Consider the following 24,815-nt stretch of genomic DNA (forward strand, 5'->3'; position numbering starts at 1 on the left):
CGGAATCGGTGGGCGAGGCTCAGCCCCAGGACCATAACCGTGTGAAAAACCGGGGGCCCTGTCAGTGGTGGCTGGCAGACTCCGGGACATGGGGATGAACACGGGGAATTCTGTACGTACGCGAGCCGAGTTGGTCGAGCAGACCCAGGGCGGCACGACGGTCAAATATCTGCACTTCTGGGGGCACACCCCCCGGCGGGACGGCGCGCTCGGTACGAGCTGTCTGAGCCAGTGGTGGCCCGCATCGTTCACGGTCGACGGGGCCGAGTACGCGACGGCCGAGCACTGGATGATGGCGGCCAAAGCTCGACTCTTCGGCGACGAGAAGGCCGAGCGTGCGGCCCTGGGCGCCCCGAATCCGGCGCTCGCCAAGAAGGCGGGGCGGCTGGTACGCGAGTTCGACGACGCCGTCTGGGAGCGTGAGCGCTACGGAATCGTGGTGACGGGCAGCGTCCACAAATTCGGGCAGGACGCGTCGCTGCGCGACTACCTGCTGGGGACGGGCGACCGGGTTCTCGTCGAGGCGAGCCCGATTGACCGGATCTGGGGCATCGGGCTCGCCTCCGACGACGAGCGGGCGGCGGACCCCACGCGGTGGCGCGGGCTCAACCTGCTGGGCTTCGCGCTCATGGAAGCGCGCGACCGGCTCCGGACGGACCGGAAGTAACCGCCGGACCGGGGCCCTGACCGGAAGCAGGGGCCGGACCGAACCCCGGGCAGGAAGCCTCCGAACCGAGGGCGCGCCAGCCCGGTCCGGAGGGAGCCGCCAACCGGTCGGAGGGGGCCGCCCGCCAGTCCGGAGCGGAGCCGCCTGACCAGTTCTAATGGTGGGACGCGGCGCCGACGACGAGCGAGGTGGCGAACGGATCTTCGGTGTTCGAGTTCAGTTCTTCCCCCTTCACGACTGCCCAGATCAGGAAACCGAGGAACGCGGCGCTGATCAGAGCGCCGATCGCGCCGAGGATGATGCCCGCCAGCGCCATTCCGGCGTTGCTCGCCTCGCCTCGCTGGGCGCGTCCGCGGCCCACGAACCCGAAGATCAGTGCCAGGACGCCGAGGATGATGCCGATCCCCCAGAAGCAGAAGGTCACGACGGCGAGGATCCCGAGCACCAGCGCCGTGATCCCCATGCCGTTCGACGGCGTCTGCTGCCAGCCGGTCTGGCCGTATCCGGAGTACGGAGCGCTGGGGTAGCCCGGGTAGCTGTAGCCGGCGCCCGCCCCTGCCCCCGTAGGCGCCCCGTACGGGGCGCCGGACTGCTGGGCTCCCGGGTAGCCGTACGGTCCCGGGGCGGGCCTGGCGGGCCCACCGGGAGCGGTGGGCGGCGGTGGTACGGCGCCCTCGCCGCCCCCCGGCCCCATGCCCGCACCGCCTCCGGCACCGGGCCCGGTGCCGGGCCCCGTCCCGCCGGCCGGCATCCCGGTCACCGTCGGCTGATCATGCACCGATCGGGCGGACGGCTTCGGCGGCATCTGCGAACCCTGGGGGGTGTGCGACTGCGCGGACGACGGCTTGTCCAGTGGCACCTTGTGCTCCGGCGGCGCCCAGGGATCGCTCGGCTCGTAGCCGCCCGACGGCTGCTCGCTCTTGTCTGACATGGGCCTCCCCCACTCGTAATTCCGTCATGCTACGGCCTCGGCTCCGCGCGGAACCGGTCCGGCCTACGATGATCCGTGCCCCGGAAACCGTCCGGCAGACGGCCCACGCGCCGCCCCGCCGAGGCCGCGCTTCCAGCACCCGTACCGTCCGCACCCGCGCCGTACCGCCCCCTTCCCCGGAGGATCACGATGACCGATCCGAACGCCTTCATCGCCGGTCTACCCAAGGCCGAGCTCCATGTCCACCATGTCGGCTCCGCGTCGCCGCGCATCGTCGCCGAACTGGCGTCCCGGCACCCGGACTCCAAGGTGCCCACCGACCCCGGCGCGCTCGTCGACTTCTTCACCTTCACGGACTTCGCCCACTTCATCGACGTCTACCTCTCGGTCGTCGATCTGATCCGGACGCCGGAGGACGTGCGGCTGCTGACCTTCGAGGTCGCCCGCGACATGGCCCGGCAGAACATCCGCTACGCCGAGCTGACGGTCACCCCGTTCAGCTCCACCAACCGCGGTATCCCGGACCATGCCTTCATGGAGGCGATAGAGGACGCGCGGAAGGCCGCCGAGGCGGAACTCGGCGTCGTACTGCGCTGGATCTTCGACATCCCCGGTGAGGCGGGCCTGCGGGCCGCCGAGGAGACCACTCGGCTCGCCGTGGACCTGCGCCCGGACGGGCTGGTCGGCTTCGGACTGGGCGGCCCGGAGATCGGCGTGCCCCGGCCGCAGTTCAAGCCGTACTTCGACCGGGCGATCGCGGCGGGGCTGCGCTCCGTACCGCACGCCGGGGAAACGACGGGGCCGGAGACGGTCTGGGACGCGCTGCGCGACCTGCACGCGGAGCGCATCGGTCATGGCACCAGCTCCGTCCAGGACCCGGAGCTGCTGGCGTATCTCGCCCAGCACCGCATCCCGCTGGAGGTGTGCCCCACGTCCAACATCGCCACCCGCGCCGTCGCCGATCTCGACGAGCACCCCATCAAGGCGATGGTCTCGGCGGGCGTGCTGGTGACGGTCAACAGCGACGACCCGCCCATGTTCGGCACGGATCTGAACAACGAGTACCGCGTCGCGGCGCGGCTGCTCGGCCTGGACGAACACGGCATCGCCGATCTCGCGAAGAACGGGGTCGAGGCGTCGTTCCTCGACACGGCCGGCAAGAAGCGGCTGGCCGAGGAGATCGACACGTACACCGCCCAGTGGCTCGCGCGCTGACCATGGCCGTCGGCGATGGCGACGACGGCGGACACGGCACCGGTACGGGGCGGGCGGTCGTCGCCGTGGGCCACCGGGGCGACCCTTATCGCGTCCGGGAGAACACCCTCCCCTCGGTCCGTTCCGCGCGGCGACGGGGCGCGGACGCGGTCGAGATCGATGTACGGCTCACCCGGGACGGCGTGCCCGTACTGCTGCACGACGCCTCGCTGGCGCGGCTCTGGGGTCATGAGCGGCGGCTTGCCGAGGTGACGTACGACGAGCTGCGCGAGCTGACGCGCGGCGAGGTTCCGACCTTGCGCGAAGCGCTCCTTCCGCCCCCGGGCGGGGGCTACGGCGGCGCCCCGGAGCCTGAACGGGGCCCGTACGGCGCGGGGGGACGGTTCATGATCGATCTGCCGGGCGCCACCGCGGCTTCGGTGCGCGCGATCGTCGGCACCGTCCGCGAGTGCGGCGCGGAGGAGCGCGTGTACTACTGCGCCGGACCGGACACGATGCTGGCCGTGCGCGCCGCCGACGCGCGTGCCGAGATCGCGATGACCTGGACGACCCTGGCGCCGCCGCGCCCCGCGCTGCTCGCGGCGGTGCGGCCACGCTGGCTCAACTACCGTTTCGGGCTGGTCAGCCGGGAGCTGGCCGATCGCAACCACCGGGACGGGCTGCTGGTCTCCGCCTGGACCGTGGACACGCGGCGCAGCATGCGCAGGCTGATCCAGCGCGGCGTCGATTCGATCACCACGAACCGGATCGACGTCCTGTCCGGCCTGCTCAGCGAGCACTCCGGCGGGCCGGACGCCGACCGTCCGGTCCGCGCGGGGATGTAGCCGCGTACGGGCGCCAACCCGGCGGGTAAGACGCGTCGCCACCGTACGAGGCACCTCGTACAACTCGCTCCGTACGAGGCGTAGCCGCCCAGTGTGCTCGGGTAAGAGGCCGCGCCTGCCCGGCGCCGTACGCCGCCCCGGTGGCGCACCGTAGGACGCCGCGCAGGCCCGCCCCGTACGGTGGCGTACGGGGCGCCCTGTACGCCGCCCCGCGCACGCAGTGAGGTAGCAGCCGCTCCCCCGCCGACCGTCGTCGGCCGCCGCCCGCACGTCTGTCCTGCAGCCGACGCCCGCCCCCAGCCGTCAGCCGTCAGCCGTCAGCCGTCGAGGGACGTCATCACGTGCTTGATGCGCGTGTAGTCGTCGAAGCCGTACGCCGAGAGGTCCTTGCCGTAACCGGACTTCTTGAAGCCTCCGTGCGGCATCTCCGCGACCAGCGGAATGTGCGTGTTGATCCACACGCAGCCGAAGTCCAGGGCCTTCGACATCCGCATCGCCCGCGCGTGGTCCTTCGTCCACACGGACGAGGCGAGCGCGAACTCCACGCCGTTGGCGTACTCCAGCGCCTGGGCCTCGTCCGTGAAGGACTGGACGGTGATGACGGGGCCGAACACCTCGTTCTGGATGATCTCGTCGTCCTGGTTGAGGCCGGAGACGACGGTCGGGGCGTAGAAGTAGCCCTTCTCGCCGACCCGGTGACCGCCGGCCTCGACCCGTGCGTGGGCCGGCAGCCGCTCGATGAAGCCGGAGACCTGCTGGAGCTGCCGGGCGTTGTTGAGCGGCCCGTAGAGCACGTCCTCGTCGTCCGGCGCGCCCGTCTTCGTGTCGGCCGCGGCCTTGGCGAGCGCGGTCACGAACTCGTCGTGGATCGACTCGTGGACGAGGACGCGCGTCGCCGCCGTACAGTCCTGCCCCGCGTTGAAGTACCCCGCCACCGCGATGTCCTCGACGGCCTTTGCCAGGTCGACGTCCTCGAAGACCACGACCGGCGCCTTGCCGCCCAGTTCCAGGTGGACCCGCTTGACGTCCTTGGCTGCAGACTCGGCGACCTGCATACCGGCCCGTACGGAGCCGGTGATGGAGGCCATCGCGGGCGTCGGGTGCTCGACCATGGCGCGGCCGCTGTCGCGGTCGCCGCAGATGACGTTGAAGACGCCCTTGGGGACGATCGCGCCGATGATCTCGGCCATCAGCACCGTCGACGCGGGGGTGGTGTCCGACGGCTTGAGCACCACCGTGTTGCCCGCGGCGAGCGCCGGCGCGAACTTCCACACCGCCATCATCATCGGATAGTTCCATGGCGCGACCTGTGCGCAGACGCCGACGGGCTCCCGCCGGACGATGGAGGTGAATCCGTCCATGTACTCCCCGGCCGACCGGCCTTCGAGCATCCGGGCGGCGCCCGCGAAGAAGCGGATCTGGTCCACCATCGGCGGGATCTCTTCGGTGCGGGTGAGTTCGATCGGCTTGCCCGTGTTCTCGGACTCGGCGGCGATCAGGTCCTCCGCGCGCTCCTCGAAGGCGTCCGCGATCTTCAGCAGCACCTTCTGACGCTCGGCCGGGGTGGTGTCCCGCCAGGCGGGGAAGGCGGCGGCAGCGGCCTCCATGGCGGCGTCGACATCGGCCTTGCCCGAGAGCGGGGACGTGGCGTACGCGTCGCCCGTGGTCGGGTCGACCACCTCGATGGTCCGCCCGTCAACGGCGTCCCGGAACTCCCCGTTGATGTAGTTACGCAGCCGGCGCAGCTCGGTGGTCACTGCCACCCCTCCCTGTCAGGTGTCCGATGGGTGAGACACCCACCCTAATCGCTCGGTCGACGCTTTCAATAGGCCCGACCCTCCACAACTTCGGATTCAGTGCTATCGAAGCCCTTGAACAACGAATTTCATCGATACAGGGTTGCGATACGGGCGAGTCCCGGTGCACAGTGAAGTGCGTGGCCAGCCGTAGCGCAGACTCCAGAACGAACTCGAAGGCGCAGTCCGGTGCGGACGCGAAGCCGGAGCCCGCGCCTGCCTCCACGGGGCGCTCCAAGCCCGGCGTCCGACACGACCGAAGGCACGACCCGAGGCACGACTCCAGGCACGAGGCCAGACCTGAGCCCCGGACCGGGAACGGCTCCTCGCCGACGATCGACTCCGTGTCACTCGCGATCATCGAACAGCTCCAGCAGGACGGACGCCGCCCGTACGCCGCGATCGGCAAGGCGGTCGGCCTCTCCGAGGCCGCCGTACGCCAGCGCGTCCAGAAACTGCTCGATCAGGGCGTGATGCAGATCGTCGCCGTCACGGACCCGCTCACTGTCGGCTTCCGGCGGCAGGCGATGGTCGGCATCAACGTCGAGGGCGACATGGACCCGGTCGCGGACGCGCTGTCGGAGATGGCCGAATGCGAGTACGTGGTGATGACCGCTGGCTCCTTCGACCTCATGGTGGAGATCGTCTGCGAGGACGACGACCACCTGCTCGAAGTGATCAACAAGCGGATCCGCGCACTCCCCGGCGTGCGCTCCACCGAGAGCTTCGTCTACCTGAAGCTGAAGAAGCAGACCTACATGTGGGGAACCCGATAGCCGTGAGCAAGGACCTCTCCAAGACCGCGTACGACCACCTGTGGATGCACTTCACCCGCATGTCCTCGTACGAGAACGCCCCGGTGCCCACCATCGTGCGGGGCGAGGGCACCTACATCTACGACGCCCAGGGCAAGCGCTACCTGGACGGCCTCTCGGGGCTGTTCGTGGTCAACGCCGGCCACGGCCGGCACGAACTGGCGGAGGCCGCCTACAAGCAGGGTCAGGAACTGGGCTTCTTCCCGGTATGGTCGTACGCCCATCCGAAGGCCGTGGAACTCGCGGAGCGGCTCGCGCACCACGCCCCGGGCGACCTCAACAAGGTCTTCTTCACGACGGGCGGTGGCGAGGCCGTGGAGACCGCCTGGAAGCTCGCCAAGCAGTACTTCAAGTTGACGGGAAAGCCGACCAAGTACAAGGTCGTCTCGCGCGCCGTCGCCTACCACGGGACACCCCAGGGGGCGCTCTCCATCACCGGACTGCCCGCTCTGAAGGCACCGTTCGAGCCGCTGGTCCCGGGCGCGCGCAAGGTTCCGAACACGAACATCTACCGCGCCCCGCTGTACGGCGACGATCCGGAGGCGTTCGGCCGCTGGGCCGCCGACCAGATCGAGCAGGAGATCCTCTTCGAGGGGCCCGACACGGTCGCGGCGGTCTTCCTGGAGCCTGTACAGAACGCCGGGGGCTGTTTCCCTCCGCCGCCCGGCTACTTCCAGCGGGTCCGCGAGATCTGCGACCGTTACGACGTCCTGCTCGTCTCCGACGAGGTCATCTGCGCCTTCGGCCGGCTCGGCACGATGTTCGCCTGCGACAAGTTCGACTACATACCCGACATGATCACCTGCGCCAAGGGCATGACGTCGGGCTACTCCCCGATCGGCGCCTGCATCGTCTCCGACCGGCTCGCCGAGCCGTTCTACCAGGGTGTCAACACGTTCCTGCACGGCTACACATTCGGCGGGCACCCGGTGTCCGCGGCGGTCGGCCTCGCCAACCTCGACATCTTCGAACGCGAGGGCCTCAACCAGCATGTGCTTGACCACGAGGGCGCGTTCTTCGACACCCTGAAGAAGCTGCACGACCTGCCCATCGTGGGCGATGTACGCGGCAACGGCTTCTTCTACGGCATCGAACTGGTGAAGGACAAGACCACCAAGGAGACGTTCACGGCCGAGGAGACTGAGCGCGTCCTGTACGGCTTCCTCTCCAAGAAGCTCTACGACAGCGGCCTCTACTGCCGCGCCGACGACCGGGGCGACCCGGTGGTGCAGCTCGCGCCGCCGCTGATCTCCGACCAGTCCACATTCGACGAGATCGAGGGGATCCTCCGGTCCGTGCTGACGGAGGCGTGGACGAAGCTCTGAGCCGACGTCACACGGCCCGCCCGGGGGCGAAGCGCCCAGGGAGTCCTGCCCGCCGTGCTCGGCCCGTACGGGGCCCGGCAAGCGCCCCGGTGCCGCCTTTCGGGTGAGAAGGGCGGCACCCGGGCCTGTGATGTCCGCTCTCCCCGCTCCGAATACCTAGCGTGCCCCATGACCGATCGTCGCCGCCCCGTTCCGCCGGACGTGGGACGGCCGGGCAGCGCCGAGGCGCACCCATCCGATCAGAACCGAGGTGTACGCCATGGTGGCCCCGCCGGACAACGACGTGCTCTGGGCGCGTTCCCTGAACTACTCCCACAACGGATCGCCCGCGCTCGACGGCGTCTCGCTCGGTGTGCGCGAGGGCGAGATCCTCGCCGTGAACGGTTCGCGCGGCAGCGGCAAGACGACGCTGCTCCGATGCCTGTCGGGGCAGTTGGTCCCCCAGCAGGGCGAGGTCTGGTTCAACAGCTCGCCGGTCCACACCATGAGCCCCCTGCTGCGCGAACGGCTGCGCCGCGACCGCTTCGGCTGGATCGGCCCCGAGCCGGCGCTCGTTCCCGAGCTGACCGCGTGGGAGAACGCCGCGCTGCCCCTGCTGATGCGCGGTACGTCGCCCCGTGCCGCCAAGACCACCGCGTTGGAGTGGCTGGAGCGCCTCGACGTCGGCCCCTGCGCCCGTAAGCGGCCGTACGCCCTCTTCAGGTCCCAGCAGCAACGCGTCGCCGTCGCACGCGCCCTGGTCACCGAGCCCTCGGTCGTCTTCGCCGACGAGCCGACCGCGCCGCTGCACCGTACGGACCGGACACAGGTGCTCCGTACGCTGACCACCGCGGCGCGCTCGCACCGGATCACCGTCGTCCTCGCCACCCTGGACGCGGAGGTCGCGACGCTCGCCGACCGCACCGTCACCCTGATCGACGGCCGGCGGGACAGCTCGCCGCGTCCGTCCGAGGCGGAAGGCCGGGCCGCGTGCTCGCTCTCCGTCTAGGCCGCGGCACGCACCCCCTGGTCCTGTTCCGGCGGCTGCTGGTCGTCGCGGCGTCGGCGGGTGTCGGTTTCCTGTTGTTGTGCACTCTCGGTTGGGCGATGGGCCACCCGGCAGGGTCACTGGTCAGGCTGCTCTGGTGTCTGGTGCCGCTCGCGGCGACGGTCCAGTTCGCCGTGGCGGTCGCACGCGCCGAACCGCGCACCCGATCCCGCTCCGGTCTGTCGGCGGTGGGTCTCGGCCCGGCGCGGCTCACGGTGCTGGGGGCGACGTCGACGGCGCTCTCCTGCACGCTGGGCAGTGCGTTGGCGCTGATGTTCTTCCTGCATCTCCGCGGCGACCTGACGGGCATGCCGTTCGACGGCAAGGCAGCCGGCCTGCTGGCCGCCGGCCGACCGCTGCCGGTCGGCGCGACGCTGACGCTGCTGGCGGCCTCACCGGTCCTGGCGACGATGGCGACGGGGCTCGCCCTCCGGAGGCGCGGCCGTGTCGAGGCGAAGGCCGCGGGCGTCGTACTGGGCGTGTCGAGGGCCCAGTTGGAGGCGAGCGTCGGCGGCGGTGCCCCCGCCCTGGCTGCTTCCGTCACTGAGGCGCCGGACACGGATGAGTCCCTGCCCTCTGCCGACGGCTCCGTGGCGGTACGGACGGCCACGGCGACGGCCGCGCTCCCACCCGCACCTGCTACCACGTCTGTGGCCGCGCCCCTTGTGTCCGCGCCTGTGGCCGCCCCGTACCCCGCGCCCGCACCGGCGGGGCTGCCCTGGGGCGTCGCGCTCACGGCGGCCGGCCTCGCGGTCGAGACGTACGCGAGCCGGGGAGGGGGCGGCCCCGCGCTGCCGCTGCCCGGTCGGTTCGACGGCAGTTCCGCCGCGGTCCTGGCCGGCTGGTCACTGACCGCCGTCGGCCTGGCGCTGGCCGGTCCGGGCATCACGTATCTCTGCGGCTGGCTGCTCCAGGGGATGCGCCCCGGAGCGCTCCGTCTGCTGGCCGGACGGACCTTGATGGCCGAATCGCGGCGTATCGGGCACCCGCTGGGCGTGCTGTGCGCGGTGGTGTCGGGAACGTTCGCTGCGGCGTCCCTGTACGACCCCTCGGACGAGCGCCTCTTCGGCCCGCTCACCGCGCTCGGTGCGACGCTGGTCATCGGCTGTACGGCGGCCACAGTGCTGGTGGCGGCCCTGGAAGCGCGGCAGGCGCGGGCCTCGGCCACCGAAAGCCTCCGCGTCGCGGGCGCGCCTGCGGGGCTGTTGCGCACGGCGGTGCTGGTGAGAGCGGCCGCTGTGGTGGCGGTCTTCACACCCTTGACCTGGGCCGTGGCGGCGCTGGCAGCTATCCCGCTGTCCAGGTAGGCCCGATTCCGACTGGCCCGCCGCGCCCCATAGCGCCGACGGTGCGAGCGTGGCGGCCCGCGCCGTCGGCCTCCTGTGGATCGGGCCTACGAGGGGGCGGCGTACGGCGCGGTCACTACGCGGGGTACGCCGCGTAGTGACCGCGCCGTAGGCCCCGTCGTCGCGGCGGGCACCGCACCGTACGCCGCGCACGGAGCCCTACGGGGCGTCCCCACACGCACCCGCCGTACCGCGCCACCTTCGGGCTCGCGACTTCGTTTACCTGTCCCTCGGGCCGGGCTCCGGGAATCCCCTATCGTGACCCCATGTCGAACGACGATCAGCCCACCGCGCACCGCCAGGACCGCGAGATCGAGTCCCTCGACGAGTTCGACCGCATCGTGCAGACCCGGGGGACGCTCCGCGGATATCGCGTGCAGTCCGTCGATCTGACGGCCCGTACGCCGGAACTCCTCCGTACCGACACCACAGACACCGTCTTCCTCGGCTGCCCCATGGACCCCGACGGCGCGTCGAAGGTGCGCGCCGACGGTGCCATGGTCTTCCCGCCCGTACCGAATCTGCCGTTCGATCCCTATCGAGGGTTCCTCTACTCCGCCGATCGGCTCTTCGAAGGCCTTGAGGAGGGCGGCTACAAGGCCACCCCCGACGCCCTCGCCTACGCCTGGTTCCAGCAGACCAAGGCGGACGGCGACATATTCGCGTCCATGCTGCGCTCCGTGCACGACGACGCAATCTCCGACGCCCTGGACGAACTCGTGGTCGGCGCGCGCGTCGTGGGCGTCATGGGCGGGCACGCGATGGCCCGTGGCACCGAGGCCTACGCCGGTGCGGCACGCCTCGGGCGCTCCCTCACCCGTACGGGACTGACCGTCGCCACCGGTGGTGGGCCCGGCGCGATGGAGGCCGCGAACCTCGGCGCGTACGCCGCTGCCCACCCGGACGAGATGCTGGACCAGGCCCTTGAAGTGCTCGCCGAAGCACCGTCGTTCGTTCCCTCCGTCTCGGCGTGGGCACGGGCCGCCTTCGAGGTCAGGGCGCGCTGGCCCAAGGGCGACGACTCCATCGGCATCCCCACCTGGTTCTACGGCCACGAACCGCCCAACGCCTTCGCCGGCCACATCGCCAAGTACTTCGCCAACGCGACCCGCGAAGACGGCCTGCTGGCCCGCTCCAACGCGGGGGTGATCTTCCTGCCCGGTGCGGCGGGCACCGTCCAGGAGATCTTCGACAACGCGACGCCGAACTACTACCAGTCGCGCGGAGAACCGACGCCGATGGTCCTGGTCGACCGCGCCCACTGGACCGAGCGGCTCCCGACGTGGCCGCTGCTCCAAGCACTGGCGAAGGAACGCCCGATGGAGGCGCGGATCGCGCTCGTCGGCTCGGTGGACGAGGCCCCCGCCGCGCTTGCCAGGCTTTCCGCCGGCTGACGGCGGACGCCGCCGTACTCAAAACCCAGCCTGGTCCGGTCGGGCACGTCCACCGCGCCGTACGCCGCCTGTGGGCATGACCTTTGAGGTAATCGACGCCGCGCGCACCGCGCGACAGGCTCATCCCCGTACACACACTGGAACAGGGGATCCACGATGACCGACGGCGCCACCCTCACCGAACACACCCGCGCTGCTGTCCAGCTTCTGCTCCAGCGCATCGCGGAGGGCGACCCCGCGCGTATCGCCGAACTCTTCGCGGAGCGCGTCGACTGGGTCATCGCCGAAAACCCCGCCGTCCCGTGGATCCGGCCCCGCACCACGCGCGCCGATGTCGCGGACCACTTCCGTGAACTCGCCGAGGGACAGCGCCCCGACCCGGACGGCTCCTCCATGGACGTTCTTGTCGCAGACGGCGCGGAAGCCGCACTCGGTGGCCGGCTCGCGGGCACCGTACGGCGCACGGGGAAGTCGTTCCGCTCGCCCTTCGCCATACGGCTGACTGTGGAAGACGGCCTGATCACCCGCTACCACGTCTACGAGGACAGCCTCGCCATCGCTGCCGCCTGCACTCCCTGAGCGGGCTTCAGTGCGCCGACTGTACGCCGCCCCCTACGGGGCGCTCGTCCCGCTCCTCCAGGACCACCACATCCTCGGCGGCAAAGGCGACCCCTACCGTCGCGCCCTCCGCCGGGGCGGCGTGCAGCCCGCACTCGGCTTCCAGGACCGGCCCGTCGCCCGGCTGATCGGGACGCAGCAGTACGGCGACGCGGCTGCCCCGGAAGGTACGGGCCTCGACGGTGCAGCGCAGCCCCTGCGCGGCGTCGACCAGCCGTACGCCCGCCGGGCGTACCAGGAGCCGCCGTTCCCCCCGTGCGGAGCCGTCCGGTACGGGGATCCGGCCCCAGGGCGTTTCGGCGGCCCCGTCGGCCACGGTCGCGGGCACGACGTTGTCGAAGCCGAGGAAGCGCGCCACGAACGCGGAGGCGGGCCGCTGCCAGACCTCCAGCGGTGTGCCGCTCTGGGCGATGCGGCCGTCACGCATCACCACGACCCGGTCGGCGAGCGCGAATGCCTCGCCCTGGTCGTGAGTGACGGCGAGCACGGTCGTACCGAGTCGTCCGAAGAGGCCGCGCAGTTCGACCACGAGGCGCTCGCGCAGGCTTCGGTCCAGCTGGCCGAGCGGCTCGTCCAGCATCAGCAGCCGGGGCCGGGGCGCGAGCGCCCGTGCCAGGGCGACCCGCTGCTGTTCACCGCCGGAGAGCGCGGCGACGGCGCGCCGTCCGGCGCCCGGCAGGCCCACGAGTTCGAGCAGTTCGTCGACCCGCCGGGACTGCTCGTCGCGTGACACGCCGCGCATCCGCAGTCCGAAGGCGACGTTCCCCGCCACGTCGCGCTGTGGGAAGAGCTGGTGGTCCTGGAACATCAGCCCGACGCCACGCCGGTGCACCGGCACCCCCGACTGGTCGGTGCCGCCCAGGGTGATCCGCCCGGCGTCCGGGGTCTGAAGGCCTGCCACGGCGCGCAGCAGTGTCGACTTGCCGCTCCCGCTCGGCCCGAGCACACAGACGATCTCGTGCTCGGCCACCTCCAGATCGACCGCGTCGAGCGCGGCGTGCGGTGCGACGCCGGTTCCGGTGCCGAACCGCACGGTCACGTCCGACAGGGTCAGCAAGGCCATCAGAACTCTCCCGAGCGGTCGGTACGGATACGTTCGAGCACCAGCAACGAGGCCGCGCACACCACCATCAGGACCGTGGACAACGCCATCGCCTGCCCGTAGTTGAGCTCGCCGGGCCGGCTCAGCAGCCGCGCCACGGCCACCGGCAGCGTCGGCCGGTCGGGACGCGCGATGAAAACCGTCGCACCGAACTCACCGAGCGAGACGGCGAAGGCGAACCCTGCCGCGACGAGCGTGGCCCGCCGTACCAACGGCAGATCGACCTCCCGCCAGGCGCGCAGCGGAGACGCTCCGAGAACGGCAGCCGCCTCGCGCAGCCGCCCGTCCACCGCGCGCAGCACCGGCAGCATGGTCCGTACGACGAAGGGCACGCCCACCAGCGCCTGAGCGAGCGGCACGAGGATCCAGGAGCCCCGCAGGTCGAGCGGCGGCTTGTCGAGGGTGATCAGGAAGCCGAAGCCGACGGTGACGGCGGAGACGCCGAGCGGCAGCATCAGCAGCGCGTCGAAGCCCCGTACGAGGCGTCCGGCGCGGCGGGTCAGCGCGGCGGCGGCGAGGCCGCCGATCACCACCGCGACGGCTGTGGCGACCAGCGCGTACCGCAGCGAGTTCCAGACGGCCTCCAGCGGTGGCACGAGGAAGGTGCCGCCGCTCGCGTCCACCGAGGTGAGCGCCCGGTAGTAGCCGAACCCATAGCCGCCCGGACCGTCGAGGGAGCGCTCGACGAGCACTCCCAGGGGCAGCAGGACCAGCAGGGCGACGGTCGCGAGCACGCCGCCGAGCAGCGCCCACTGCCCGGCTCCGGCTGGCCGGCGCGCGGTCTGTTCCGGGTCGACGAGCTTCAGCGCGGTTTCCCGCCGCCGTACGGTCGCGGCGTGTACGGCGAGAATCGCACCGACCGCCGCGAACTGCACGAGCGTCAGTACGGCTGCGGTGGGCAGGTCGAGAAGTTGTGCGGTCTGCCGGTAGATCTCGACTTCAAGGGTGGAGAAGCCGGGGCCACCGAGGATCTGTACGACGCCGAAGGAGGTGAACGTGAAGAGGAAGACCATCAGCGCGGCGGCTGCGACGGCCGGTGCGAGCGCGGGCAGGGTCACGCGACGCCACGCCGCGAGTCGTCCGGCGCCCAGCACGCGCGCCGCTTCCTCCTGGCGCGGGTCGAGCTGTGACCACAGACCACCCACGGTGCGTACGACCACCGCGTAGTTGAAGAAGACATGGGCGAGAAGGATCGCCCAGACGGTGGTGTCGAGCCGCACGCCCCACAGGTCGTCGAGGAGTCCACCCCGCCCGAGAAGCGCCAGGAAGGCGGTGCCGACGACGACAGTGGGCAGCACGAAGGGCACGGTGACCACGGCGCGCAGCAGTTGCTTCCCGGGGAAGGAGAAGCGCGCGAAGACATAGGCGCCGGGCAGCGCGATCAGCAACGTGAGCGCAGTGGAGACGAGCGCCTGCCAGGTGGTGAACCACAGGACGCCGAGGATGTCGGGGCGGCTCAGTACGTCGCCGACGCGTCCGAACTGCCAGGCACCGTCCCTCTTGAGGCCGCGACCGACAATTGCGACCACGGGGTAGGCGAAGAAGACGGCGAAGAAGGCGAGCGGCCCGGCCATGAGGGCGAGGCGTACGGCGCTGCCGCGCCCGCGCCCGTTCCCTCGCCACTGCCGGCCTCGCAAGGCGCCGGGCATGCGCAGAGCGCCGCGCACAGAGCCCCGTAGCACGCGCCGTGGCCCGCCCCGTACGCCGCCACGGCGCGTCACCGTGCCTCGCACGGCCCGGCCGTCCTTCTCCGCCGCCCGGTCCTTCTCCTCGGCGGTTACTTCACTACGAGGGAGGACCACGACTGGATCCACTGCTCACGGTTGGCGGCGATACGGTCGGGCGCCACGGTCTCGGGCCGGTCGATGGTCGCACCGAACTTCGTGAACAGTTCGGGCAGCGCGACGCCCTTGACCACAGGGTTGACGAACATGTTCAGCGGCATGTCCGCCTGGAACTTCTCACTGATCAGGAAGTCCAGCAGAGCCTTGCCACCGGCCACGTTCTTCGCGCCGTCGAGCAGCCCCGCGAACTCGGTCTGCCGGAAGCAGGTACCCGTGGAGACCCCCGTCGGGGCCTTCTGGGGCTGCGGCTTCGCGTACAGCACCTCCACGGGCGGGCTGGAGGCGTACGAGACGACCAGCGGCCGGTCGCCCTTGGCCTTCTTTCCGCCCGGTGAGCCGGAGAAGCTCTCGTTGTACGCCTGCTCCCACCCGTCGACGACCTGGACGCCGTTGTCCTTGAGCTCCTTCCAGTAGTCCTGCCAGCCGTCGTCCCCGTAGTGCGCGACGGTGCCCAGGAGAAAGCCGAGGCCGGGCGAGGATGTCGCGGCGTTCTCGGTGACCAGGAGGTTCTTGTACTGAGGCTTGATCAGGTCGTCGAAGGACTGCGGCGGCGCCAGCTCCTTGTCAGCGAAGTACTTCTTGTCATAGTTGATGCATATATCACCGATATCGATCGGCGTGACCCGGTGCTTCTCCTTATCGAGCTGCGCGCTCGCGTCGACACGGTCCAGGCCCTTCGCCCCGTACGGCGCGAAGAGGTCATTGTCCAGGGCGCGGGAGAGCAGGGTGTTGTCGACGCCGAAGAAGACGTCCCCCTGGGGCGATCCCTTGGTCAGGATCTCCTTGTTGAGCGCTTCGCCGGCGTCGCCGCTCTTCAGTACCTTGACGGTGTAACCGGTCTCCTTGGTGAACTCCTTCAGCACCGCGGGGGACGCGTTGAAGGAGTCGTGGCTGACGAGGGTGACGGTCTTGGACTGCGCGCCGCCACTCCCCCCGTCGCCGGACGACGCGGAGCCGTCGGAACCGCCGCAGGCCGCGAGGGTCGTGGCGCCGAGCGCCGCGGCCAGCGCGGCGAACGCCGCCCTTCTGGCGCCGGTACAGGTACGAATGGTGCTCACTGGTTTTCCTCCTGGGAAGTCCAGGAGAAGACGCGGCCCTGCCCCGGGCCCGGTCATCGGCACGGACCGGGCCCTGGGCAGGGCGCAACAGCTTGAGTGATGTCCGAACTTCCTACCCAGAATGACCCGGGCAAGGTTCAGAGGGTCTGCGACCGCTGCCCGCTCTCACGGACATGTGCCGCACTCTCAGCGCTGTGGCGCTCCCCTGTCGGAAAATATGCAATACGTTTCGGCCCAAGGTTACCCCCAGACCGCGCTACCGCTCCGTGGCAGCCAACTGTCCGCATGCCCCGTCGATCTCCTGGCCCCGTGTGTCGCGTACGGTCACCGGAACGCCGTGCGCCGCGATCGCCTCGACGAACTTCTTCTCGTCCTCCGGGCGCGACGCCGTCCACTTGGAGCCCGGGGTCGGGTTGAGCGGGATCAGGTTGACGTGGACCCGCTTGCCCTTGAGGAGCCGACCGAGCCGATCGCCCCGCCAGGCCTGGTCGTTGATGTCGCGGATCAGGGCGTACTCGATGGAGATCCGGCGGCCGGACTTCTCCGCGTACTCCCACGCGGCGTCCAGCACCTCTCGGACCTTCCAGCGCGTATTGACCGGAACGAGGGTGTCGCGCAGCTCGTCGTCGGGGGCGTGCAGGGAGACCGCGAGCCGGCACTTGAAGCCCTCGTCGGCGAAGCGCAGCATCGCGGGCACCAGACCGACCGTGGAGACGGTGATCCCGCGCTGCGAGATGCCCAGGCCGTCCGGCTCGGGGTCGGTGAGCCGCCGGATCGCGCCGACGACGCGCTTGTAGTTGGCGAGAGGCTCGCCCATGCCCATGAAGACGATGTTGGACAGCCGGGCGGGGCCACCGGGGACCTCGCCGTCGCGCAGGGCGCGCATCCCGTCGACGATCTGGTGGACGATCTCCGCGGTGGACAGATTACGGTCCAGGCCTGCCTGTCCGGTCGCGCAGAAGGGACAGTTCATCCCGCAGCCCGCCTGCGACGAGATGCACATGGTGACCCGGTCGGGGTAGCGCATCAGTACGGACTCGACGAGCGTGCCGTCGTGCAGTCGCCAGAGCGTCTTACGGGTCGTGTCGTCGTCGCACGAGATGTGCCGCACCACCGACATCAGGTCGGGCAGCAGCTCCGTCGCGAGTTTCTGCCGTGCGGCGGCCGGGATATCCGTCCACTGCTCGGGGTCGTGCGCGTACCGCGCGAAGTAGTGCTGCGACAGTTGCTTGGCGCGGAACGCCTTCTCCCCGATGGCGGCGACGGCCTCGCGGCGCTCGGCGGGGGTGAGGTCGGCGAGATGCCGCGGGGGCTTCTTGGCTCCGCGGGGCGCGACGAAAGTGAGTTCTCCGGGTGCAGGCATGGTTCATCCAGTGTCGCAGACGGCGCCACGTGGCCAGCGCCCCGCACGCCGCCCGGAGAGACTACTAAGAGAGACCGCTCCGGGAGACCGCGCCGAGAAGAGGCCACGAGGGGGCTACGCGCCGCGCCGTGGGCGGCGCGTAGCCCCCTCAGGACCCGGTCAGGCCCCCACGAAGAGCACCAGGAGCAGCCAGACCACCGGCGCCGTGGGCAGCAGCGAGTCGAGCCGGTCCATGATCCCGCCGTGCCCCGGCAGCAGCGTGCCCATGTCCTTGATCCCGAGGTCACGCTTGATCATGGACTCGCCGAGATCGCCGAGCGTGGCGCTGGCCGCGACGGCCAGACCGATCAGCAGCCCCTGCCACCAGGCGCCGCCGTCGATCAGGAACTCCATCAGGAGCGCGCCGGCCACCATCGCGAAGGTGACGGCGCCGCCGAGCCCCTCCCAGGTCTTGCCGGGGCTGATACGGGGCGCGAGCTTGTGCGTACCGATGCGCCAGCCGACCGCGTACGCGCCGGTGTCACTGACGACGGTGAGCACAAGGAACATCAGCACACGCTGCGAACCGTCCCCCGCTGTGAGCATCATCGCGACAAAGGTCGCCAGGAAGGGCACGTAGAACGCGGCGAAGACCCCCGCGGTGACGTCCTTGAGGTAGCCCTCAGGCGGCTCCGTCATCCGCCAGATCAGCACGGCGAGAGCGGTGAGGGCCATCGCGACCCAGGCACCCTCTGCACCGCGCGCGTACCCGGCGACGACCATCGCGGCGCCGCCCACGGCCAGCGGTACGAGCGGTGCCTTGATGCCCTTCTTCTCGTCTAGCCGTGAGGTCAGCTCCCACAGCCCCACGACCACGGCGATCGCTATGACACCGATGAACACGGCCTTGACGATGAAGAGCGACGCCGCGACCACGGCGCCGAGCCCGACACCGACTCCTATGGCCGCGCGAAGATCACGACCGGCCCGCTTCTTCGGCGGGGACGGCGGGGGGTCGGCCATGGGCTCCTGCGAAGTCTCGTCGCGGAACAGGGGGCCACCCGGCCGAGCAGCCCCCCGGTCGTCGTTCTGGGCCCCGTCGTTCGCGGGTTCGTCGGGCACGATGGGCATGGGCCGAGTCTGCTGTGCGGAATGCTCATCGTATGCGGGACCCGCCGGGGCAGCCCCCTGGTCGGTCGGTCCCCAGTAACCGGCTGTCGGCAAGGCCCCCCGGGAAGAGTCGTTCATCAGACTTCGAGCAGCTCGGCTTCCTTGTGCTTGAGCAGCTCGTCCACTTGTGCGACGTACTTCGCGGTGGTGTCGTCGAGCTCCTTCTCGGCGCGACGTCCCTCGTCCTCGCCGACCTCGCCGTCCTTGACCAGCTTGTCGATGGTCTCCTTGGCCTTGCGGCGTACGGCGCGGATCGAGATCTTCGAGTCCTCGGCCTTGGTCTTGGCGACCTTGATGAACTCCTTACGGCGGTCCTGGGTTAGCTCCGGGAACACCACCCGGATGATGTTGCCGTCGTTGCTCGGATTGACGCCGAGGTCGGAGTCCCGGATGGCCTGCTCGATGTTGCGCAGCGCGCTCTTGTCGAACGGGGTCACCACGGCCATCCGCGCCTCGGGTACGGCGAACGAGGCGAGCTGGTTGATCGGGGTGAGCGCACCGTAGTAGTCCGCCACGATCTTGTTGAACATCGCCGGATGCGCACGCCCGGTGCGGATCGCGGCGAAGTCGTCTTTGGCGACCAGGACGGCCTTCTCCATCTTCTCCTCGGCCTCGAGGAGGGTCTCTTCGATCACCACTTGCTCCTGCGTGTCTTGAGTGGGCCCGGCATGCTTGCCGGCCGGCGGAACCTGCGTCGCGTCCTGTCCTGCACGGTGTCCGACCGGCAGGGCTTTGTCCATCCCCGTACGGGGCAGCCCGGGATCAGTTCCGGGTGCCCTGGTCGCTCACGAGCGTGCCGATCTTCTCACCCTTGACCGCACGCGCGATATTGCCTTCCTTCAGCAATTCGAAGACAAGGATCGGCAGCCGGTTGTCCTGGCACAGCGTGATCGCGGTCATGTCGGCGACGCGCAGATCGCCGGCGATGACCTCGCTGTATTCGAGCGCGTCGAACTTGACCGCGTCGGGGTTGGTCTTGGGATCGGAGTCGTACACCCCGTCCACGCCGTTCTTCCCCATCAGCAGCGCCTGGGCGTCGATCTCCAGGGCGCGCTGGGCGGCGGTGGTGTCGGTGGAGAAGTACGGCATGCCCATACCGGCGCCGAAGATGACGACGCGGCCCTTCTCCAGGTGGCGTACGGCGCGCAGCGGGATGTACGGCTCCGCGACCTGGCCCATGGTGATGGCCGTCTGGACGCGGGAGTCGATGCCTTCCTTCTCCAGGAAGTCCTGAAGGGCCAGGCAGTTCATGACCGTACCGAGCATGCCCATGTAGTCGGAGCGGGCCCGGTCCATGCCGCGCTGCTGGAGTTCGGCGCCGCGGAAGAAGTTCCCGCCGCCGAGAACGACCGCGATCTGGGCGCCGTCGCGGACGACGGCGGCGATCTCGCGGGCGATGGCGTGGACGACGTCGGGATCGACTCCGAGCGCCCCTCCGCCGGCGAACGCCTCACCGGACAGCTTCAGCATGAAGCGGCGCTTCGCACCGTCGGCGCTCTTCTCGACGCTCTTGTCGGCCTGTTCCATGGAGATCTCCTCGTGCACATACGAAGAAGGCCATTGCCGGGGTCCTTGCGGTTCCCTGTGCGGCAATGGCCTCCTCGTCAGATCTGCGGTCGCCCGGCCGCCTGCGAAGTAATGCCGTCAGGCACGCGCGAGCGACTGCCTCCGACCCTATCGGGGTCTTTGGTTGATCGCGTACGGACTCAGACGCCGACCTTGATGCGCGAGAAGCGCTTCAGGGCGACACCGGCCTCGTCCAGGATCTTCTGAACGGACTTCTTGTTGTCCTTCGCGAAGGCCTGCTCCAGAACGACGTTCTCCTTGAAGAAGCCGTTGACACGACCCTCGATGATCTTCGGAAGGGCGGCCTCGGGCTTGCCCTCCTCGCGCGAGGTGGCCTCGGCGACGCGGCGCTCCTTCTCGACCGTCTCGGCCGGGACCTCGTCGCGGTTGAGGAACTTCGGCGCGAAGGCGGCGATGTGCTGCGCGATGTCCTTGGCGACCTGCGCGTCTTCCTTGTCCAGCTCGACCAGCACGCCGACCTGCGGCGGGAGGTCGGGCATGGTGCGGTGCATGTACGCCGCCACGTAGCCGCCGGTGAACTGCGCGAAGCGGTCCAGGACGATCTTCTCGCCCAGGTTCGCGTTCGCCTCGTCCACGTACGCCTGGACGGTCTTGCCGGCCTCGATCTCGGAGGCGAGCAGCGTGGCCAGGTCGGCCGGGGACGTCGCGGCGACGTGCGCGGCGAGCGTGTTGGCCACGGCCTGGAACTTGTCACCCTTGGCGACGAAGTCCGTCTCGCACTTCAGCTCAATGAGGACCCCGGAGGTCTTGTCCTCGGAGATGAGGGAGACGACGGCGCCGTTCTCGGCCGAACGCCCCTCGCGCTTGGCGACGCCCTTCTGACCCTTGACGCGGAGCGTCTCGACGGCCTTGTCGACACTGCCGTCGGCCTCTTCCAGGGCCTTCTTGCAGTCCATCATGCCGGCGCCGGTGAGCTCGCGGAGCTTCTTGACGTCAGCGGCGGTGAAGTTCGCCATGATCTGTAATTCTCTTTCGAAGGTCTGAAAGATCTACGGGTGAACGGCGGGGGCCGATGGGCCCCCGCCGTCAACTGCCGAACCTGATGAAGGTCAGGCCTGCTCGGTGTCCGCGGCCGGGGCCTCGGTGGCGGGCGCCTCGGCCGACTTCTCGGCCTCGGCGGCCGAGGCCTCGGTGGCGGCCTCGGCCGGCTTCTCGGCGTCGTCCTTCTTCTCGCCCTCGAGCAGGTCGCGCTCCCACTCGGCGAGGGGCTCGCCGGCGGCCTTCTCGCCCGGCTTCGAGTCACCGGTGGCGACGCCGGAACGGGCGATGAGGCCCTCGGCGACGGCGTCGGCGATCACGCGGGTGAGCAGGGTGACGGAGCGGATAGCGTCGTCGTTGCCCGGGATCTTGTAGTCGACCTCGTCGGGGTCGCAGTTGGTGTCGAGGATCGCGACGACCGGGATGTGGAGCTTGCGCGCCTCACCGACGGCGATGTGCTCCTTCTTGGTGTCGACGATCCAGACGGCGCTGGGCACCTTCTGCATCTCGCGGATACCACCGAGGGTCTTCTCAAGCTTGGCCTTCTCGCGGGAGAGAACCAGCAGCTCCTTCTTGGTGAGGCCGGAGGCGGCCACATCCTCGAAGTCGATCTGCTCAAGCTCCTTCAGACGCTGAAGGCGCTTGTAGACGGTGGAGAAGTTGGTGAGCATGCCGCCCAGCCAGCGCTGGTTGACGTAGGGCATGCCCACGCGCGTCGCCTGCTCGGCGATGGCTTCCTGCGCCTGCTTCTTCGTACCGACGAACATGATGGAACCGCCGTGGGCGACGGTCTCCTTGACGAACTCGTAGGCGCGGTCGATGTACGACAGCGACTGGAGCAGGTCGATGATGTAGATGCCGTTGCGCTCCGTGAAGATGAAACGCTTCATCTTCGGGTTCCAGCGACGGGTCTGGTGACCGAAGTGGACGCCGCTTTCCAGCAGCTCCCGCATCGTGACGACGGCCATGGCCGTACTCCTTGAGGTACTCGGTTGTCGCGTCCGCCGGACGGCAGTCGCGCCTGACGCCTCGATTACGCTGTGCCACGGGAGAGCCCGAGACCGAGAAGCGCTGGCACCGGCGCGAAGAGGCCGATGACGAGGCGTGCGAAGTCGACCCGGTGACCCGGATCGCCACAAGAAGTGTACGGGACCTTCGCACCCTCGGGTGACGGCGTTATCCACAACCGGTCAGTTGTCCACAGATCTGGTTCATGATCAGCGCGGTCGCGCCTCTCGGGTCCACGGTGTATCGCATGATCACCCAGCGCATCACCCGCCGTTCACCGTTCCCGCGCCTGCTCGCCCGTGCAGGGGCGCGGATCCGCAAGCCGTCCTTCGCTCCTGCCCTCACGCTGGCGCTCGCGCTCGCCGTGGGGCTGCTCTGGGCGCCTCACGCCTCCGCCGCACCACCGTCGGCTCCGGCCGGAACGCCCACCCCCTCCGGTCCCCCTCCCGGCCTTCCGCCCGCCGCTCCGCCCGATGCCCCGGACGGCCGCCGGTCCTGGCCGGTGGGCTCGCGGCCCACGGTGCTGCGCGGCTGGCAGCCACCGGCGACGGGGTACGGGCCCGGCCACCGCGGGGTGGACCTCGGAGCGCCCACGGGTGCGCCGGTACGGGCCGCCGCGTCGGGGCGGGTCTCCTTCGCGGGCCCCGTCGCGGGGCGCGGAGTGGTCTCGATCACCCTGCCCGGCACGGGCGACCCATCGCTGCGCACCACATACGAACCGGTGGAACCGCTCGTCAGGAAGGGAGACCAGGTCGTGGCGGGCCAGGTGGTCGGGGTGCTGGCGGCCGGGCCTTCCCACTGCCCGACGACCTGCCTCCACTGGGGGCTGCTGAGGGGTGACACATATCTGGACCCGCTGTCACTGCTGCCTCCGGGCCTGCTCCGGCGGGGCCCTGCCCGGCTGCTTCCGGTGCTCGGAGTGCCGGAGCCGGCGGCATCGTCGGCCCCGGCCGCGGCCGGGGCGCCAGAACGGACGCGGCCCGTCGCACCGGCCCCGGGATCGGTCCAGGCGAGCGGGTACGGCACCTCGTACGGGGCGTACGGACTCTACGCACTGGCACTGTTGGCGGTGACGGTTCTGGCCCGTCGCCCGGAGTGCCGACGAGGTGCCGGTGATCACGGCGCGCGCGTACGGCGGCGCGCACGCCGCGCAGACTCGGCGCCGTGGACCCGCCGTACGGTACGGAGGCGCCGGGAGCGCGTCGGGGTCAGCCCCGCACCCCGCGCAGTGCCATGGAGACGGCCGCCTCGGCGATCTCCGGCGGAGCCTCGGCCGCACCGAGTTCGATACGGCGGACCGCCGCGTCCACCACGCCCTGGAGCAGCATCGCCGCCAGACGGGGCTGCTCGTGGCCCAGATCGGCCAGGGCTTCAACGATCATGGCGATCAGGCCGCCGTGCGCGGCGCGGATCTTCTCCCGGGCCCCGGCGTCCAGCTCGCTCGCGGAGATGGCGACCACCGCGCGGTGACGCCGGTCACCGACCAGGGCGAGCTGCTGCCGTACGTACGCCTCGATCTTGGCCTCAGGGGTGTCCGCGCCGGCCATGGCCGCCTCGACCTCCGCCGCCCAGACCGGGAAATCGACGGCGCACAGCTCTTCGACGACGGCGGCGCGCGAGCGGAAGTATTCGTAGACCGAGGACCTGGCAAGGCCCGTGCGCTCGGCGAGTGCGGGGAAGGTGAGCGCCTCCGTACCGCCTTCGGACAGCAGTGAGCGCGCGGCGTCCAGCAGAGCGCCGCGTTGCATGGTCCGGTGCTCGGCCACGGAGGCCGCTCGAATCCTTGGCACACCTCCACTTTACGGATGCGACCACGGCAGCACAGCCTCAGCGTCCGACGTCGGCCAGCTTCGCCCGTAGTTGGAGCACTGATTTTGTGTGGATCTGGCTTACCCTGCTCTCGGTCACGCCGAGCACATTGCCGATCTCCGCGAGGGTCAGGCCCTCGTAGTAGTAGAGCGTGACCACCGTTTTCTCTCGGTCGGGGAGGGTGTTGATGGCGCGTGCCAGCAGCCGTCTCAGCTCTCGGTCCTCGGCGACCTCCACCGGATTGTCGGCGGCGGTGTCCTCCAGGGTGTCCATCAGACTGAGCCGCTCGCCGCCCTCGCCGCCGACGTGGAGTAGTTCCTCCAGCGCCACAACGTTCGCCAGGGACAACTGGCTGAAAACCGCGTGCAGTTCCTCCAGCGCGATACCCATCTCCGCGGCCACTTCCCCTTCGGTGGGGGTCCGTCTGAGCTGGGCTTCCAGGGTGGCGTAGGCGCGCTCGACGGCCCGGGCCTTCTGCCGTACGGAGCGCGGGATCCAGTCCAGCGCCCGGAGTTCGTCGATCATGGCCCCGCGGATCCGGGTGATCGCGTACGTCTCGAACTTGATCGACCGCTCGATGTCGAACTTCTCGATCGCGTCGATCAGACCGAAGACCCCCGAGGAGACGAAGTCCGCCTGCTCCACATTGGCGGGGAGACCGACACTCACCCGGCCCGCGACATACTTCACCAGCGGCGAGTAGTGAAGGATGAGCTGCTCGCGCAGTCGGCCGTCGCCCGTGCTCTTGTACGACCGCCACAGCTCGTTGAGCGACGAGGGCGCGGGGGAACGCACAGCGCTCCGGGCAGCCGGGGGCGCTGCCGCGCGGTCAGACCCGGAGGTGTGCTGGGGCATGCGTCGCCTTGAGCCGTTCTGCCGTGAAGTGCGGGGGGACATCTCGCTGGACCGGAGTCCAGGTGAGCGTAGCGTGACTGAGGCGTCGCGCTGCGCGAGAAATG

At 70.1% G+C, this 24,815-nt stretch carries 22 protein-coding genes, 1 pseudogene and 1 riboswitch; of the genes and pseudogenes, 10 read left to right on the forward strand and 13 right to left on the reverse strand.

Translation table 11 applies throughout. The features are described from left to right. Positions 1–94: 94 nt before the first annotated feature. A complete protein-coding gene (locus ACIQ7D_RS25850; RefSeq protein WP_403941434.1) occupies positions 95–667 on the forward strand; it encodes an NADAR family protein in 573 nt (190 codons plus the stop codon). A gap of 154 nt (positions 668–821) precedes the next feature. On the opposite strand, the gene ACIQ7D_RS25855 is transcribed toward ACIQ7D_RS25850, so the two are convergent. Continuing rightward, positions 822–1,598, reverse strand: a complete 777-nt coding sequence (locus tag ACIQ7D_RS25855) for a DUF4190 domain-containing protein (RefSeq protein WP_403941312.1) — start codon at positions 1,596–1,598, stop codon at positions 822–824. 189 nt (positions 1,599–1,787) lie between these two features. On the opposite strand from ACIQ7D_RS25855, the gene ACIQ7D_RS25860 reads away from it, so the two are divergent. Next, a complete protein-coding gene (locus tag ACIQ7D_RS25860) occupies positions 1,788–2,813 on the forward strand; it encodes an adenosine deaminase (protein WP_403941314.1) in 1,026 nt (341 codons plus the stop codon). 2 nt (positions 2,814–2,815) lie between these two features. After that, complete coding sequence (locus ACIQ7D_RS25865; RefSeq protein WP_403941315.1) at positions 2,816–3,637, forward strand: glycerophosphodiester phosphodiesterase; 822 nt, start codon at positions 2,816–2,818, stop codon at positions 3,635–3,637. Positions 3,638–3,954: 317 nt separating this feature from the next. On the opposite strand, the gene ACIQ7D_RS25870 is transcribed toward ACIQ7D_RS25865, so the two are convergent. Then, on the reverse strand, positions 3,955–5,394 hold the full coding sequence (locus ACIQ7D_RS25870) for a gamma-aminobutyraldehyde dehydrogenase (RefSeq protein ID WP_403941436.1): 1,440 nt from the start codon (positions 5,392–5,394) through the stop codon (positions 3,955–3,957). A gap of 374 nt (positions 5,395–5,768) precedes the next feature. On the opposite strand from ACIQ7D_RS25870, the gene ACIQ7D_RS25875 reads away from it, so the two are divergent. From ACIQ7D_RS25875 to ACIQ7D_RS25900, 6 genes are all read left to right on the forward strand, one after another. Beyond that, positions 5,769–6,209 (forward strand): Lrp/AsnC family transcriptional regulator, encoded by a 441-nt coding sequence (locus tag ACIQ7D_RS25875; protein ID WP_385005444.1) that lies wholly within the window; start codon positions 5,769–5,771, stop codon positions 6,207–6,209. Next, entirely contained in the window at positions 6,194–7,573 is a 1,380-nt protein-coding gene (locus ACIQ7D_RS25880) for an aspartate aminotransferase family protein (protein ID WP_403941317.1), read from the forward strand. Before ACIQ7D_RS25875 ends, ACIQ7D_RS25880 begins: the two co-directional genes overlap by 16 nt. 259 nt (positions 7,574–7,832) lie before the next feature. After that, complete coding sequence (locus ACIQ7D_RS25885) at positions 7,833–8,561, forward strand: ABC transporter ATP-binding protein (protein ID WP_403941319.1); 729 nt, start codon at positions 7,833–7,835, stop codon at positions 8,559–8,561. Then, complete coding sequence (locus tag ACIQ7D_RS25890; protein WP_403941321.1) at positions 8,543–9,907, forward strand: hypothetical protein; 1,365 nt, start codon at positions 8,543–8,545, stop codon at positions 9,905–9,907. The genes ACIQ7D_RS25885 and ACIQ7D_RS25890 overlap by 19 nt, the downstream gene beginning before the upstream one ends. Before the next feature lie 305 nt (positions 9,908–10,212). Then, complete coding sequence (locus ACIQ7D_RS25895) at positions 10,213–11,340, forward strand: LOG family protein (RefSeq protein ID WP_403941322.1); 1,128 nt, start codon at positions 10,213–10,215, stop codon at positions 11,338–11,340. A 156-nt stretch (positions 11,341–11,496) separates the two neighbouring features. After that, positions 11,497–11,919 carry a nuclear transport factor 2 family protein gene (locus ACIQ7D_RS25900; RefSeq protein ID WP_403941324.1) on the forward strand — a complete coding sequence of 141 codons (423 nt, stop codon included), beginning with the start codon at positions 11,497–11,499 and terminating at the stop codon, positions 11,917–11,919. Positions 11,920–11,926: 7 nt separating this feature from the next. On the opposite strand, the gene ACIQ7D_RS25905 is transcribed toward ACIQ7D_RS25900, so the two are convergent. The 9 genes from ACIQ7D_RS25905 to rpsB all read right to left on the reverse strand — a co-directional run bounded on the left by ACIQ7D_RS25905 (position 11,927) and on the right by rpsB (position 22,007). Next, positions 11,927–13,021 carry an ABC transporter ATP-binding protein gene (locus ACIQ7D_RS25905; RefSeq protein WP_403941326.1) on the reverse strand — a complete coding sequence of 365 codons (1,095 nt, stop codon included), beginning with the start codon at positions 13,019–13,021 and terminating at the stop codon, positions 11,927–11,929. After that, positions 13,021–14,634, reverse strand: coding sequence for an ABC transporter permease (locus tag ACIQ7D_RS25910; RefSeq protein WP_403941438.1), 1,614 nt, complete (start codon positions 14,632–14,634; stop codon positions 13,021–13,023). The genes ACIQ7D_RS25905 and ACIQ7D_RS25910 overlap by 1 nt, the downstream gene beginning before the upstream one ends. Positions 14,635–14,837: 203 nt before the next feature. Then, on the reverse strand, positions 14,838–15,962 hold the full coding sequence (locus ACIQ7D_RS25915) for a thiamine ABC transporter substrate binding subunit (RefSeq protein WP_403941328.1): 1,125 nt from the start codon (positions 15,960–15,962) through the stop codon (positions 14,838–14,840). 91 nt (positions 15,963–16,053) lie between these two features. Beyond that, positions 16,054–16,179: riboswitch (TPP riboswitch) on the reverse strand. A gap of 39 nt (positions 16,180–16,218) precedes the next feature. Beyond that, positions 16,219–17,325 (reverse strand): 23S rRNA (adenine(2503)-C(2))-methyltransferase RlmN, encoded by a 1,107-nt coding sequence (gene rlmN, locus ACIQ7D_RS25920; RefSeq protein WP_384924717.1) that lies wholly within the window; start codon positions 17,323–17,325, stop codon positions 16,219–16,221. 159 nt (positions 17,326–17,484) lie between these two features. Continuing rightward, on the reverse strand, positions 17,485–18,552 hold the full coding sequence (locus ACIQ7D_RS25925) for a phosphatidate cytidylyltransferase (protein ID WP_403941330.1): 1,068 nt from the start codon (positions 18,550–18,552) through the stop codon (positions 17,485–17,487). Beyond that, positions 18,552–19,109, reverse strand: coding sequence for a ribosome recycling factor (frr, locus tag ACIQ7D_RS25930; protein WP_046499668.1), 558 nt, complete (start codon positions 19,107–19,109; stop codon positions 18,552–18,554). The genes ACIQ7D_RS25925 and frr overlap by 1 nt, the downstream gene beginning before the upstream one ends. A gap of 127 nt (positions 19,110–19,236) precedes the next feature. Next, complete coding sequence (gene pyrH / locus ACIQ7D_RS25935) at positions 19,237–20,001, reverse strand: UMP kinase (RefSeq protein ID WP_403941332.1); 765 nt, start codon at positions 19,999–20,001, stop codon at positions 19,237–19,239. A gap of 179 nt (positions 20,002–20,180) precedes the next feature. Then, entirely contained in the window at positions 20,181–21,017 is an 837-nt protein-coding gene (tsf, locus tag ACIQ7D_RS25940; protein ID WP_403941334.1) for a translation elongation factor Ts, read from the reverse strand. A 93-nt stretch (positions 21,018–21,110) separates the two neighbouring features. Continuing rightward, positions 21,111–22,007 (reverse strand): 30S ribosomal protein S2, encoded by an 897-nt coding sequence (rpsB, locus tag ACIQ7D_RS25945; RefSeq protein WP_403941336.1) that lies wholly within the window; start codon positions 22,005–22,007, stop codon positions 21,111–21,113. Positions 22,008–22,294: 287 nt separating this feature from the next. On the opposite strand from rpsB, the pseudogene ACIQ7D_RS25950 reads away from it, so the two are divergent. Next, a pseudogene (locus ACIQ7D_RS25950) lies at positions 22,295–22,981 on the forward strand (peptidoglycan DD-metalloendopeptidase family protein); the annotation flags it as partial. Between the two features lie 274 nt (positions 22,982–23,255). On the opposite strand, the gene ACIQ7D_RS25955 reads toward ACIQ7D_RS25950, so the two are convergent. Together ACIQ7D_RS25955 and whiG are read right to left on the reverse strand one after the other, a co-directional pair. Next, complete coding sequence (locus ACIQ7D_RS25955) at positions 23,256–23,813, reverse strand: TetR/AcrR family transcriptional regulator (protein WP_403941440.1); 558 nt, start codon at positions 23,811–23,813, stop codon at positions 23,256–23,258. Positions 23,814–23,874: 61 nt separating this feature from the next. Next, on the reverse strand, positions 23,875–24,711 hold the full coding sequence (gene whiG, locus ACIQ7D_RS25960) for an RNA polymerase sigma factor WhiG (RefSeq protein WP_385001712.1): 837 nt from the start codon (positions 24,709–24,711) through the stop codon (positions 23,875–23,877). Between the last annotated feature and the right edge of the window lie 104 nt (positions 24,712–24,815).

Source organism: Streptomyces sp. NPDC096310 (genome assembly GCF_044763125.1).
Classification (GTDB): domain Bacteria; phylum Actinomycetota; class Actinomycetes; order Streptomycetales; family Streptomycetaceae; genus Streptomyces.

Excerpts from the sequence above, each read along its gene's own strand:
- ACIQ7D_RS25850 (WP_403941434.1), top strand. The coding sequence starts at position 95 with ATGAACACGGGGAATTCTGTACGTACGCGAGCCGAGTTGGTCGAGCAG.
- ACIQ7D_RS25855 (WP_403941312.1), bottom strand. The coding sequence starts at position 1,598 with ATGTCAGACAAGAGCGAGCAGCCGTCGGGCGGCTACGAGCCGAGCGAT.
- ACIQ7D_RS25860 (WP_403941314.1), top strand. The coding sequence starts at position 1,788 with ATGACCGATCCGAACGCCTTCATCGCCGGTCTACCCAAGGCCGAGCTC.
- ACIQ7D_RS25865 (WP_403941315.1), top strand. The coding sequence starts at position 2,816 with ATGGCCGTCGGCGATGGCGACGACGGCGGACACGGCACCGGTACGGGG.
- ACIQ7D_RS25885 (WP_403941319.1), top strand. The coding sequence starts at position 7,833 with ATGGTGGCCCCGCCGGACAACGACGTGCTCTGGGCGCGTTCCCTGAAC.
- ACIQ7D_RS25895 (WP_403941322.1), top strand. The coding sequence starts at position 10,213 with ATGTCGAACGACGATCAGCCCACCGCGCACCGCCAGGACCGCGAGATC.
- ACIQ7D_RS25900 (WP_403941324.1), top strand. The coding sequence starts at position 11,497 with ATGACCGACGGCGCCACCCTCACCGAACACACCCGCGCTGCTGTCCAG.
- ACIQ7D_RS25905 (WP_403941326.1), bottom strand. The coding sequence starts at position 13,021 with ATGGCCTTGCTGACCCTGTCGGACGTGACCGTGCGGTTCGGCACCGGA.
- ACIQ7D_RS25910 (WP_403941438.1), bottom strand. The coding sequence starts at position 14,634 with ATGGCCGGGCCGCTCGCCTTCTTCGCCGTCTTCTTCGCCTACCCCGTG.
- rlmN (WP_384924717.1), bottom strand. The coding sequence starts at position 17,325 with ATGCCTGCACCCGGAGAACTCACTTTCGTCGCGCCCCGCGGAGCCAAG.
- ACIQ7D_RS25925 (WP_403941330.1), bottom strand. The coding sequence starts at position 18,552 with ATGAACGACTCTTCCCGGGGGGCCTTGCCGACAGCCGGTTACTGGGGA.
- pyrH (WP_403941332.1), bottom strand. The coding sequence starts at position 20,001 with ATGGAACAGGCCGACAAGAGCGTCGAGAAGAGCGCCGACGGTGCGAAG.
- tsf (WP_403941334.1), bottom strand. The coding sequence starts at position 21,017 with ATGGCGAACTTCACCGCCGCTGACGTCAAGAAGCTCCGCGAGCTCACC.
- rpsB (WP_403941336.1), bottom strand. The coding sequence starts at position 22,007 with ATGGCCGTCGTCACGATGCGGGAGCTGCTGGAAAGCGGCGTCCACTTC.
- whiG (WP_385001712.1), bottom strand. The coding sequence starts at position 24,711 with ATGCCCCAGCACACCTCCGGGTCTGACCGCGCGGCAGCGCCCCCGGCT.